10 protein-coding genes are annotated in these 12,296 nt (G+C 71.9%); all 10 read left to right on the top strand.

The features are described 5' to 3' along the window. Positions 1–53 precede the first annotated feature (53 nt). The 10 genes from ACFYZE_RS10915 (at position 54) to moeZ (ending at position 12,052) form a co-directional block, all read left to right on the top strand. Positions 54–146, top strand: a complete 93-nt coding sequence (locus tag ACFYZE_RS10915) for an Ms4533A family Cys-rich leader peptide (RefSeq protein WP_388991012.1) — start codon at positions 54–56, stop codon at positions 144–146. A 178-nt stretch (positions 147–324) separates the two neighbouring features. Further along, positions 325–2,037, top strand: a complete 1,713-nt coding sequence (locus ACFYZE_RS10910; protein ID WP_388991010.1) for an ABC transporter substrate-binding protein — start codon at positions 325–327, stop codon at positions 2,035–2,037. Positions 2,038–2,041: 4 nt separating this feature from the next. Beyond that, a complete protein-coding gene (locus tag ACFYZE_RS10905; protein ID WP_388991008.1) occupies positions 2,042–3,067 on the top strand; it encodes an ABC transporter permease in 1,026 nt (341 codons plus the stop codon). Beyond that, positions 3,064–4,062, top strand: coding sequence for an ABC transporter permease (locus ACFYZE_RS10900; protein WP_388991006.1), 999 nt, complete (start codon positions 3,064–3,066; stop codon positions 4,060–4,062). Before ACFYZE_RS10905 ends, ACFYZE_RS10900 begins: the two co-directional genes overlap by 4 nt. After that, a complete protein-coding gene (locus ACFYZE_RS10895; protein WP_388991004.1) occupies positions 4,059–5,654 on the top strand; it encodes a dipeptide ABC transporter ATP-binding protein in 1,596 nt (531 codons plus the stop codon). The genes ACFYZE_RS10900 and ACFYZE_RS10895 overlap by 4 nt, the downstream gene beginning before the upstream one ends. A gap of 235 nt (positions 5,655–5,889) precedes the next feature. After that, positions 5,890–7,620: a DUF3492 domain-containing protein gene (locus ACFYZE_RS10890; protein ID WP_388991002.1), complete on the top strand. Its 1,731-nt coding sequence runs from the start codon at positions 5,890–5,892 to the stop codon at positions 7,618–7,620. After that, on the top strand, positions 7,617–8,930 hold the full coding sequence (locus ACFYZE_RS10885) for a hypothetical protein (RefSeq protein ID WP_388991000.1): 1,314 nt from the start codon (positions 7,617–7,619) through the stop codon (positions 8,928–8,930). The genes ACFYZE_RS10890 and ACFYZE_RS10885 overlap by 4 nt, the downstream gene beginning before the upstream one ends. Positions 8,931–9,113: 183 nt before the next feature. Further along, a complete protein-coding gene (locus ACFYZE_RS10880; RefSeq protein ID WP_388990998.1) occupies positions 9,114–10,073 on the top strand; it encodes an NAD-dependent epimerase/dehydratase family protein in 960 nt (319 codons plus the stop codon). After that, complete coding sequence (locus tag ACFYZE_RS10875) at positions 10,061–10,810, top strand: spherulation-specific family 4 protein (RefSeq protein ID WP_388990996.1); 750 nt, start codon at positions 10,061–10,063, stop codon at positions 10,808–10,810. The genes ACFYZE_RS10880 and ACFYZE_RS10875 overlap by 13 nt, the downstream gene beginning before the upstream one ends. Before the next feature lie 63 nt (positions 10,811–10,873). Next, positions 10,874–12,052 carry an adenylyltransferase/sulfurtransferase MoeZ gene (gene moeZ, locus ACFYZE_RS10870; RefSeq protein WP_388990994.1) on the top strand — a complete coding sequence of 393 codons (1,179 nt, stop codon included), beginning with the start codon at positions 10,874–10,876 and terminating at the stop codon, positions 12,050–12,052. Positions 12,053–12,296 lie beyond the last annotated feature (244 nt).

The following is a 12,296-nucleotide window of genomic DNA, read 5'->3' as shown; positions in this document are numbered from 1 at the left end:
GCGCAGCTCTCGTCACATTGACACGCGCTGAAACTTCGTTCATATTGCTGCCCATGTCGCCCCGTCATGCCACCCGTCGCGCCGCCATCGAGCTGGCGCTCATCGGCGTGACCGCGCTCTGCGTGGCCGACATCCACTGTCGCTGACGTCCGCCTCAGGCGTTCGCGTCGCGACTTCCTTCCCTTCCGCGACCCGTCGGCATGTGCCGACCGGTGCGCGTTTTTTCGACGACCCGGCGCCGAGGCAGACGTCTGACCAGTTCTGTCTCACATTTCCACCAATCCGTCTCGCTATGCGAGACGATCCCGAGAGGTCGTCATTCCGATGCGTCAACCGTCCGTCATAGCGCGCCGTGTGGCAGCGGCATCCGTCAGCCTGGTCGTGGCAGCGGGCGCCGCCGCCTGCGGGCCGAAGGACAACGGTGTCAAGGCTTCCGGTGGCGACTCCACGCCGCACAAGGGCGGCACGCTGACCGTCCTGAACTCCGATCCGCAGCAGGACTTCGACCCTGCCCGCCTGTACACCTCCGGCGGCGGCAACGTCCCCTCCCTCGTCTTCCGCACGCTCACCACCCGCAACCGCGCGAACGGCGCGGCCGGCGCCAAGGTCGTCCCGGACCTCGCCACCGACACCGGGCGCCCGAGCAAGGACGCGACCGTGTGGACGTACACCCTGAAGACGGGGCTGAAGTACGAGGACGGCACGCCGATCACCTCGGCCGACATCAAGTACGGCATCGAGCGCTCCTTCGCCCCCGAACTCTCCGGCGGCGCCCCCTACCTGAGGGACTGGCTGGTCGGCGCGGCGGACTACCAGGGCCCGTACAAGGACAAGAAGGGCCTCGACGCGATCGAGACCCCGGACAGCCGGACCATCGTCTTCCACCTGAACAAGCCCGAGGGCGAGTTCCCGTACCTGGCCACCCAGACCCAGTTCACGCCCGTCCCGAAGGCCAAGGACACCGGTACGAAATACGAGGAGCACCCGGTCTCCTCGGGCCCCTACAAGGTCGTCCAGAACCAGAACGACGGCGAGCGGCTCATCCTGGAGCGCAACACGTACTGGTCGGGTGACGACCAGCGCAAGGCCTACCCGGACAGGATCGACGTACGCTCCGGGCTCGACTCCTCGGTGATCAACCAGCGGCTGTCGGCGTCCCAGGGTGCGGACGCCGCCGCGGTCACCACGGACACCAACCTCGGCCCGGCCGAACTGGCCAAGGTGACCGGCGACAAGGAACTGGCCTCCCGCGTCGGCACCGGTCACTTCGGCTACACGAACTACATCGCGTTCAATCCGACCATCAAGCCGTTCGACAACGTCAAGGTGCGGCAGGCGATCTCGTACGCCATCGACCGGTCGTCCGTGATCAACGCGGCGGGCGGCTCCTCGCTGGCCGAGCCCGCCACCACCTTCCTCCCGAACCAGAAGTCCTTCGGCTACACGCCGTACGACCCCTTCCCGGCAGGGGCGACCGGCAACCCGGCCAAGGCCAGGGAGCTGCTGAAGGAGGCCGGTTACCCGAACGGACTCACGATCACCCTCACGCACTCCAACGACAAGAACTTCGAGACCAGCCCGGAGATCGCGACCGCGGTCCAGGACGCCCTGAAGAAGGCCGGTATCACCGTCAAGCTGCAGGGTCTGGAGAACAACGACTACAAGGACAAGATCCACAGCGTCAAGACGGAGCCCGGCCTCTTCCTGGCCCACTGGGGCGCCGACTGGCCCTCCGGCGGCCCCTTCCTGGCCCCGATCTTCGACGGCCGGCAGATCGTCAGGGACGGCGCGAACTTCAACACCGGCCTGCTGAACGACAAGTCCGTCAACGCCGAGATCGACGCGATCAACAAGCTGACGGATCTCGGCGCGGCCGCCGAGCGCTGGGGCGCACTGGACAAGAAGATCGGCGAGCAGGCCCTGGTCGTGCCGCTGTTCCACCCGGTCTACAAGCGTCTGTACGGCAAGGACGTCAGGAACATCGTGATCAGTGACTGGACCGGTGTTCTGGACATCTCGCAGGTCGCGGTGAAGTAGCGCCGTGAGCGAGGCACTTGTCGCCGTCGAGGCCGCCGGGACGGACGCATCCGTACCGGCGGCCTCGGGGGCCCGTCTGTTCTGGCGGCGGCTGCGCGCCCAGCGCGCCGTCCTCGTCGCGGCGGCCGTCGTCGCGCTGCTCGTCCTGGTCGCGCTCGCCGCGCCGCTGCTCACGGCGCTCGAGGGCCAGGACCCGACCACATACCATCCGACGCTCATCGACTCGGCGCGCGGCGGCGTCCCCGTAGGGTCGTTCGGCGGCATGAGCGACGACCACTGGCTCGGCGTCGAACCGCAGACCGGACGCGACCTGTTCGCACGGCTCGTGTACGGCGCGCGGGTCTCGCTCGGCGTGGCACTCGCCGCCACGGTGGTGCAGGTCCTGCTCGGTGTCGTCATGGGCATCGCGGCCGGACTCGGCAACCGCTGGGTCGACCTGGTCCTGAGCCGGATCACCGACATCTTCATCTCCATGCCGCTGATGATCATGGCGCTCGCGCTGCTTGCGATCGTCCCGAGCAGCTTCCCGCGGCCCGTACTCGTCGCGCTCATCGTCGGCCTGGTCTCCGGCTGGGGCCCGCTGTCGAAGATGGTCAGAGCCCAGACCCTCACGCTCAAGGGGCTCGACTACGTCTCCGCCGCCCGGCTCAGCGGCTGGAGCACCGTCCGGGTCGCCCGCCGTGAGCTGCTGCCCGGCCTGGCCGCGCCCGTCATCACGTACGCCGCGCTCCTGGTGCCGCAGAACATCTCCGTCGAGGCCGCCCTGTCCTTCCTCGGCGTCGGTGTGAAGCCCCCGACGCCGTCGTGGGGGCAGATGCTCACCGCCGCCGACGTCTGGTACCAGGCCGCCCCGCAGTACCTGCTGCTGCCCGCCGGCGCGCTCTTCCTGACCGTGTTCGCGCTCACCGTCCTCGGTGACGGGGTGCGCACCGCGCTCGACCCGCGCGCGGCCTCGCGTCTGCGCGTCGGAACCGGGCGCAAGCGCGAGGCCAGGGCGGACGCGGCCGCACGGAAGGAGGACCGGGCATGAGCGGCTTCGGCGGTTTCGTGCTGCGCCGTGTCGTCGGCGCGCTGGTCACCCTGTTCGCCCTCTCGCTGATCATCTACGTCGTCTTCTACGTGACCCCCGGCAACGTCGCCCAGATCACCTGCGGACCGCGCTGCTCGCCGGAACAGGTGCACCAGGTCGCCCAGCAGTTGAAACTCGACGACCCGCTGTACGTGCGCTACTGGCACTTCCTCCAGGGCCTGTTCGCCGGCCAGGACTACTCGACGGGCACGTCCGTGGAGCACTGCCCGGCGCCCTGCCTCGGCCTCTCGTACCAGAGCGACCAGCAGGTCACCGAGATCATCCTGGGGAAGCTGCCGGTCAGCTTCTCGCTGGTGCTCGGCGCGATGGTGATCTGGCTGCTCCTGGGCATCGGCACCGGTGTGCTGTCCGCCTGGCGGCGCGGCAGGGTCACCGAGCGGGCGCTGACCGCGATCACGCTCGCCGGCGTGGCCACACCCGTGTTCGTCATCGGCCTGATCCTGATGATCGTCATCTGCGGTCAGCTCGAACTGCTGCCCTTCCCGCAGTACGTCGACTTCACCGACGATCCCGAGCAGTGGGCGTGGAACCTGCTGCTGCCCTGGCTCTCGCTCGCCCTGATCGAAGCCGCCAACTTCGCCCGGCTGACCAGGGCCTCGATGCTGGAGACGCTGGCCGAGGACCACATCAGGACGTTCCGCGCCTACGGGGTCGGCGAGCGCTCGGTCATCGCGCGGCACGCGCTGCGCGGAGCGTTCGCGTCCGTCATCTCCCTGAACGCCGTCACCTTCGGCTCGGCCGTCGGCGGCGCGGTGCTCACCGAGACGCTCTTCGGACTGCCCGGCATCGGACAGGAACTGGTCCAGGCGGTGAAGGTCGTCGACCTGCCGGTCGTCGTCGGCATGGTCCTGGTGATCGGTTTCTTCGTGGTCCTGGCCAACGCCGTCGCGGACGTCCTGTACGCGGTGGCCGACCGACGGGTGGTACTCGCATGAGCCTGGTGGAAGTCACGGACCTGACCGTCGAGTTCGGCTCCCTGCGCGCCGTCGACGGCCTCTCCTTCCGGCTGAACGAGGGCGCCGCCCTGGGTCTCGTCGGCGAGTCCGGCTCCGGCAAGTCGACCGTCGCCTCCGCGCTCCTCGGTCTGCACCGCGGTACGGGCGCCCGGGTGACCGGCTCGATCCGGGTCGCCGGCACCGACGTCGGGCAGGCGTCCGACGACGACCTGCGGAGGCTGCGCGGCGGCAGGGCCGCGATGGTGTTCCAGGACCCGCTCTCGTCCCTGGACCCGTACTACGCGATCGGTGACCAGATCGCCGAGGTGTACCGGGTGCACACGCGCGCGTCCCGGCGTGCGGCACGCACGCGTGCCGTCGAGGTGCTGGACCGGGTGGGCATCCCGGACGCCGCACGACGTTCCCGCTCGCGCCCGCACGAGTTCAGCGGCGGAATGCGCCAGCGCGCCCTGATCGCCATGGCACTCGCCTGCGAACCAGACCTGCTGATCGCCGACGAACCCACCACCGCGCTGGACGTGACGGTCCAGGCCCAGATCCTCGACCTGCTGCACACCCTGCGCAAGGAGACCGGGATGGGGCTGCTCCTCGTCACGCACGACGTGGGCGTCGCCGCGGAGAGCGTCGACGAGGTGCTCGTCATGCGGCACGGCAGGGCCGTCGAGCACGGCGCTGTCGCGACCGTGCTGGGAGAGCCCCGTGAGGAGTACACCCGCGAACTGCTGGGCGCGGTGCCGCGTGTGGACGCGCCGCGGGTCGAGGAGAGCGCCGCGTCGGACGAGGTCGTCGTCGAGGCGGTGGGACTGCGCCGCGAGTTCGGCCGCGGCAAACGGAAGTCGGCGGCCGTCGACGGCGTCTCGCTGACCGTTCGGCGCGGCGAGACGCTCGGCATCGTGGGCGAGAGCGGCAGCGGCAAGACCACCCTGGGGCGCATGCTGGTCGGGCTGCTGGAACCCACGGCCGGCGAGGTCCGCCGTGGGGGCACCGCGCGGACAGGGGTCGATCCGGCCGTGCAGATGGTCTTCCAGGACCCCGCCTCCTCCCTCAACCCCCGGCGCAGCGTCGGCGAGTCCATCGCCGACCCGCTTCGGGCGCGCGGGGAGTCCGACGAGCGGCGCATTCGGGGGCGCGTGAGCGAACTGCTGGAGCGAGTGGGCCTCGACCCGGCGCAGTACGACCGGTACCCGCACGAGTTCAGCGGCGGCCAGCGCCAGCGCGTCGGCATCGCGCGGGCGCTCGCCGCCGAACCGCGCGTCATCGTCTGCGACGAGCCGGTCTCCGCACTGGACGTCACCACCCAGGCGCAGGTTGTGGCCCTGCTCGCCGAGTTGCAGCGCGAACTCGGGCTGGCGCTCGTGTTCATCGCGCACGACCTCGCCGTCGTGCGCCAGGTCAGCGACCGGGTCGCGGTGATGCGGCGTGGCCGCATCGTCGAGTACGGCGGCACCGACGAGGTGTACGAGTCGCCCAGGGACCCGTACACCAAGCAGCTCCTCGCGGCCGTCCCCGCGCTGGACCCGGCGGTCGCGGCCGAACGGCGCACGGCCCGCAGGGAGCTCACCGCCGCGTGACCCGGCCGTACGGCCGAAAGTGAGCCATCAGCCGGTCTCCGGGCGAATGACGGGAGTTCGACGACAGGGCCTAGCGTGATCGAACGCTGCCTGTGCGGGAAAGTTACGCCCGTTCACCCCTTTTGGTGGCGCGACGGACAACCGTCCGTCGCGCCACCGCCCCGTCCGCGTACGTTCGTCCCGCTGCGGGCCGCCGGACGACGGCGGCTCCCTACGGGAGATCGGGGGTGCACACGTGCGCATCGGACTGCTTACGGAGGGTGGCTATCCGTATGTGAGCGGTGACGCCAGGCTCTGGTGCGACCGGCTCGTGCGCGGACTTCGGCAGCACGAGTTCGACGTCTACGCGCTCTGCCGCACCGAGCGGCAGGAGGCCGATGGCTGGATCCCGCTGCCGCCGCACGTCGGCCGGGTACGCACGGCGCCCCTGTGGACATCGCAGGACGACGGGGTCGCGTACGGCCGCCGGGCGCGGCGACGGTTCACCGAGGCGTACGGGGAGTTGGCCGCCGCACTGTGCGCGGCACCGGAGCCAGGGGCGCCGCAAGGGGGGTCCGAAAAGGTCGGCCCCGAGGCGGACCGTTTCGGCAGCGCCCTCTACGCGCTCGCCGAACTCGCCCGCGACGAGGGCGGACTGGCCCGCGCGCTGCGTTCCGAGGCCGCCGTACGCGCGCTGGAGGGCGCCTGCCGCGCGCCGGGTGCCCTCCGGGCGGCACGCGCGGCGGGCGTCCCCGACCTGCTGGAGGTGGCGGCACACGTCGAACGGGCCCTGCGTCCCCTCTCGCTCGACTGGTACGGGGACGACGGACTCGGCTCCGTCGACCTCTGCCACGCCACGTCGGGCGCCGCCGCGGCCCTGCCCGGGCTGCTCGCCGGGCACTTCGCCGGCATCCCGCTGCTGGTCACCGAGTACGGAGTACGGCTGCGGTCGCACTACCTCGGCACGACGTACGAGACGCGCCCGGTGCGCGCGCTGCTCGCCTCCTTCCAGCGCCTGCTGGCTGCCGAGGTCTACCGGCGGGCCGCCTGCGTCACGCCCGGCAACGCCCACGCCCGGCGCTGGCAGGAGCGGTGCGGCGCCGACCGCGCCAAGGTGCGCACCGTCTACCCCGGCATGGAGGCGTCCCGCTTCACGGAGGTGGGCGAGGCCGCCGACCGTGCCGACCCGAACACCCTGGTCTGGGTCGGCCGTGTCGAACCCGCCAAGGACCTGGTCTGCCTGCTCCACGCCTTCGCGGAGATCCGCAAGGCGGAGCCGAAGGCCAGGCTGCGTGTCGTCGGGACCGCGGCGGACGCCGAGGGGGCGGAGTACCTCGGACAGTGCAGGACCCTGGCCGCGCAGCTCTTCCCGGACGAGGCGGAGGGCGTGCACGCCGTCGGCGACAACCCGGTGTCCTTCGAGGAGATCGGCGGCCCGGAGGTGCCCGACCTGGCGGAGGCCTACGCGGCCGGGGCGGTCGTCGTCCTGTCGAGCGTCGTCGAAGGGTTTCCGATCAGCCTGGTGGAGGCCATGTTCTGCGGTCGCGCGACGGTGTCCACGGATGTGGGCGCGGTGGTGGAGGTCATCGGCGGCACCGGGCTCGTGGTCCCGCCGCGCAACCCACGGGCGCTCGCGGAGGCGTGTCTGGCGCTGCTGCGCGACCCCGCGCGCCGTGAGCGCCTCGGCGCGGCCGCCCGCGCACGAGCCCTCGAACTGTTCACCGTCGAGCAGAACGTGGCGGCATTTCACGGCATTTACCTGGAGATCGTCTCCCACGCGCCGGTACGGCGGGTCGTGCTGGACGACACGGGCGAGCCCCTGCCCTTCGGGGCGCCCGCCGAGGCCCATCTGCCCGGCCGCTGGACCGAGCCCCGGCTTCCCGGCGCCCGACCCCGCTGGGCATGCGCGCAGGACGCCGCGTGGGCACCCGTACGCGCCGCCATGCGGCCGCACGCAGCTGTTCCGGCAGCGGAGGGCGCGCGATGAGAGACGTGAGAGACGTGGGCGAACGGGCCCGCTCCGACGCCTGGGACACAAGGCCCGAGGAATGGGACCTGGGGGCGGAGGGCGCGTACGCGAGCGCGCAGGGGACGACGGAGGCGCGCCCGGGGGCCGTCGCGGCGGACCGTGCGCCCCAAACCGTCGCGGCGGAGGCTGCGCCCCGTACGGCCGGTGCCGTGTGCGACGCGGGCGCCGGGAGCGCGGACCCCGCCCGCAGGCCCCCCGCCCGCCGAGGCGCCGCCGACCCCGTGAAGGCGCTCATGCACCGGCACCGCGAGCTGTGCGAACGGGCCGTCGACCCGCTGGAGATCGCGGCCGGGCTGGAGGCCCACGGACTGACCGACCGGGCCGCCGCCCGCTACCGGCACCGGGACGTCTTCTCGCTCGCCGAGGAGATGTACGCGCGCGTATCCCGCGACGACGACCGGCCGTCACCGCGCCACGCTCCTACGGGCAATCCGCGCGAGCACCGGGCGTGGGCCGCCCTCGCCCTGGTCCCGGGCGCCCTGTGCACCGCCGCCGTACTGGGTCTGCGAGCCACCGAGGGCCGGGCCCACCTCGCCGTCGCCGTACTCGGCGCCCCGGCCGTCACGCTCGGCCTGCGCGTGGCATTCGGCCGTGGGCCGCTGCACGCCCCCGCCCACGGCACCTCAGCCGCCGCCCGCGTGTGGACGTGCTGGCTGCTCGCCTACGCCCTCCTCGGCGACGGCCTGCTGCGCGCCGCCTTGGACGGCGGCCCCGACAGCCCCTGGCCCCTGGCTGCCGCGCCCGTACTCGCCCTCGCTCTGGCCTGCGGCCCGGCCGCCTGGTGCGCCCGCCTCTTCTCCGTCCACGCCCGCCGCAGACTCGCCGCGAGCCGCGGCCTCGAGGAGTTCGCGGCCTCCGTCACCCCGCTGTTCCTCGGCGTGTTCGCACTCTTCCTGGCCGCCCTCGCCGCACTGCTGGCGCTCACCGGAGCCCTCCTCGGCGAAACCGCCGTCCCGGTCGGAGCCGGTGCCCTGGGCGCACTCCTGCTGCTCGCCCGGCTGCTCGCCGTCCACGGCGCCGGGCGGGCCCCGACCGTCGTCCTCGGCATCGCGTCCGCCGTCGAGGCGACCGCCCTGGCCACGGTCTTCGCCGCCCGGCTCCCCGGCTGCTCCACGCTTATCACGCCGGTCGAGACCCTGACCGACGCCTGGGGCGCCGACGCCGTGCCGGCCCTCGTCTGCGCCCTGGCCGCCCTGACCCTGCTGATCCACGCGATCCGCACCCTGACCCGGGCCTCGGCCCACGCCAGGCCGCCCGGATCACCCTGAGCCGTCGGCCCATGGCCACTGGGACGCCATGGAGCCGCGACCGCCGCCCGGGACCCGGTCCCCGGCACCCCTCCCGCGGGCCCGACACCGCGGGGCCTCTCTCATCCCACGGCACCACCCCCGTAAGGAGAAACGCCAGATGATCACCTCCCGAACCGGAGAGTCCGCCCCGGGAGCCGCCCGATGAGGGTCCTGCTGATCGGAGCCAACGGATACATCGGCCGCTTCGTCGCCGACCGCCTGCTCGCCGACCCGGCCGTGCAACTCACCGCGCTGGGACGCGGCGACGACGCCGACGTACGGTTCGACCTCGCCGCCGGCAGCCCCGGCGCGCTCACCCGCTTCCTGGACGCCGTGCACCCCGGAGTCGTCATCAACTGCGCCGGTGCCATCCGCGGCGGCGCCCGAGAACTCACCCGGCACAACACCGTCGCCGTCGCCACCGTCTGCGAGGCCCTGCGCCGCAGCGGCTGCGGAGCCCGCCTGGTGCAGATCGGCTGCAGCGCGGAGTACGGACCCAGCCAGCCCGGCTCCTCCACGGCCGAGGACGCGGTCCCGCGCCCCGGCGGCCCGTACGGCGTCAGCAAGCTCGCCGCCACCGAACTCGTCCTCGGCTCGGGGCTCGACGCCGTCGTGCTCCGCGTGTTCTCGCCCGCCGGGCCCGGCACCCCCGCGGGATCCCCGCTCGGCCGACTCGCCGAAGCCCTGCGTCGCGCCATGCAGTCCGGCGACGGCGAACTCAAGCTCGGCGGCCTCGGCGTCCAGCGCGACTTCGTCGACGTACGCGACGTCGCCCGCGCCGTCCACGCCGCCTCCCTCTCCGCCGCCCAGGGCGTGATCAACATCGGCTCGGGCCGTGCCGTGCGCCTGCGTGACGCCGCCGCCGTCCTCGCCCGCGTGGCCGGCTACGGCGGCGCCCTGCACGAACTCGACGGCCCTCCCAGCCCGGTGCGGCCGGTGCTCGGCCACCACCGGGGCGACCCCGAGCACGCCGTCCCGGTCGCCCATCCCTACCCGGACGGCTGCGGCAGCTGGCAGCAGGCCGATGTCCGCACCGCCCGCGACCGGCTGGGCTGGCGGCCCCGGATCAACCTCGAGGAGTCCCTCGCGGACATCTGGATGGAGGCGGCATGCCGCATCTGACCAACACCCCGGCGAGCAGCGCGAGCACCGATCTGGGCCTGGGCCTCGGCACCCCCGGCTATGCGCACCCCCTCCTCGCGCCCGAGGAGTGGGGCGCACTCGCCCGTCCGGGCACCCCCGTGCACTGGGCCGCCCTCAACGTGAGCAACGGACCCGGCACCCGGCCCGACCCGCACTGCCTGCAGGCCGCGGGGCGGCTGCACACCGCCGGCGTCCGTGTTCTCGGTCACCTCGACGTCGTCTGGGGCGCCCGCCCCCTCGGAGAGTTGATCTCCGATGCGGACCGGTATCTCGACTGGTACCAGGTCGACGGCTTCCTCCTGGACCGCTGCCCCACCGAACGCGCCCTCCTCCCCGAGACCCGCCGCACGGTCACCGCGCTGCGCGAGCTCCTCGGCCTCGGGCACATCGTCCTGGGCCACGGCAGCCACCCGTATCCCGGATACGCCGAACACGCCGATCAGCTGGTCACCTTCTCCGGCTCCTGGAGCGACTACCGCTGGTCGCAGGTCGCCGAGTGGACCGCCGAGCACCCGCCCGAGCGCTTCTGCCATTTCGTGCACGGCGTGCCCCGCGGACACCTCGAGGAGGCGCTGCGCATCGCCCGCTGGCAGGGCGCCGCCACGATCTGGTTCACCGACCGCACGGACCGCGGCGGCCGCACCGTCCCCTGGGAGGCCATGCCCGGCTACTGGGACGACATCGTCTCGCGTCTCGGAACGGGTGTCTCGGAATGAAGAAGGGCGTGGCAGTGTTACCAGGAGAACAACCGTAGTGATTGACCGACCAACGGAGTCCCCGTGTCGCTGCCACCCCTGGTCGAGCCGGCTTCCGAGCTCACCGTAGACGAGGTCCGCAGGTACTCCCGCCACCTGATCATCCCCGATGTCGGGATGGACGGGCAGAAGCGGCTGAAGAACGCCAAGGTGCTCTGTGTGGGCGCCGGCGGCCTGGGCTCGCCGGCGCTGATGTACCTGGCCGCGGCGGGCGTGGGAACGCTCGGCATCGTGGAGTTCGACGAGGTCGACGAGTCGAACCTGCAGCGGCAGATCATCCACAGCCAGTCCGACATCGGCCGCTCCAAGGCCGAGTCCGCGCGCGACACGGTCAAGGGCATCAACCCCTACGTGAACGTGGTCCTTCACGAGGAGCGGCTCGAGGCCGAGAACGTGATGGACATCTTCAGCCAGTACGACCTCATCGTCGACGGCACGGACAACTTCGCGACCCGCTACCTGGTCAACGACGCGTGCGTGCTGCTGAACAAGCCGTACGTGTGGGGCTCGATCTACCGCTTCGACGGCCAGGCCTCCGTCTTCTGGTCGGAGCACGGCCCCTGCTACCGCTGCCTGTACCCGGAGCCCCCGCCGCCGGGCATGGTCCCCTCCTGCGCCGAGGGCGGCGTCCTCGGTGTGCTGTGCGCGTCCATCGGCTCCATCCAGGTGAACGAGGCGATCAAGCTTCTCGCGGGCATCGGCGAGCCGCTGGTCGGCCGACTGATGATCTACGACGCCCTGGAGATGCAGTACCGCCAGGTCAAGGTCCGCAAGGACCCGAACTGCGCGGTCTGCGGTGAGAACCCGACCGTCACCGAGCTCATCGACTACGAGGCCTTCTGCGGCGTCGTCTCCGAGGAGGCCCAGGCGGCGGCCGCCGACTCGACGATCACTCCCAAGCAGCTCAAGGAGTGGATCGACGACGGCGAGAACATCGAGATCATCGACGTCCGCGAGCCGAACGAGTACGAGATCGTCTCCATCCCGGGCGCCAGGCTGATCCCGAAGAACGAGTTCCTGATGGGCACCGCCCTGGAGACCCTCCCGCAGGACAAGAAGATCGTCCTGCACTGCAAGACGGGTGTCCGCAGTGCGGAAGTCCTCGCCGTCCTGAAGTCGGCGGGCTTCTCCGACGCCGTCCACGTGGGCGGCGGCGTGATCGGCTGGGTCAACCAGATCGAGCCGGACAAGCCGGTGTATTAATCAGCGGTCTCGCTGACCAGTGACACAGACGAAGCCCACGGCTCTGACCAGCTCAGATGCCGTGGGCTTCTGTCGTTCTTGGATGGCCGCGGGCGCTCGCGCACGCCCCCTGGATCGCCCAGTCATCTGCTGTCAGGCCCACTGGTGCAGGCGAGTGAGCTGGCCACCGGTGATCACCCGATCGTAGGCTGCGTGGGCAGTGCCGGGATGGCCGCGCAGCCGGAGGCTGAGGCAGGAGCACCAC

It is taken from the genome of Streptomyces sp. NPDC001796 (assembly GCF_042892355.1).
In the GTDB taxonomy this organism is placed as follows: domain Bacteria; phylum Actinomycetota; class Actinomycetes; order Streptomycetales; family Streptomycetaceae; genus Streptomyces.
The sequence above is the reverse complement of the archived record's forward strand: the minus strand, read 5'-3'. Positions and strand labels throughout refer to the sequence as shown.

What these genes read in the sequence shown, in the direction of transcription:
- ACFYZE_RS10910 (WP_388991010.1), top strand. Translation starts at nt 325, where the DNA reads ATGCGTCAACCGTCCGTCATAGCGCGCCGTGTGGCAGCGGCATCCGTC.
- ACFYZE_RS10885 (WP_388991000.1), top strand. Translation starts at nt 7,617, where the DNA reads ATGAGAGACGTGAGAGACGTGGGCGAACGGGCCCGCTCCGACGCCTGG.
- ACFYZE_RS10875 (WP_388990996.1), top strand. Translation starts at nt 10,061, where the DNA reads ATGCCGCATCTGACCAACACCCCGGCGAGCAGCGCGAGCACCGATCTG.
- ACFYZE_RS10895 (WP_388991004.1), top strand. Translation starts at nt 4,059, where the DNA reads ATGAGCCTGGTGGAAGTCACGGACCTGACCGTCGAGTTCGGCTCCCTG.
- ACFYZE_RS10915 (WP_388991012.1), top strand. Translation starts at nt 54, where the DNA reads ATGTCGCCCCGTCATGCCACCCGTCGCGCCGCCATCGAGCTGGCGCTC.
- ACFYZE_RS10880 (WP_388990998.1), top strand. Translation starts at nt 9,114, where the DNA reads ATGAGGGTCCTGCTGATCGGAGCCAACGGATACATCGGCCGCTTCGTC.
- ACFYZE_RS10900 (WP_388991006.1), top strand. Translation starts at nt 3,064, where the DNA reads ATGAGCGGCTTCGGCGGTTTCGTGCTGCGCCGTGTCGTCGGCGCGCTG.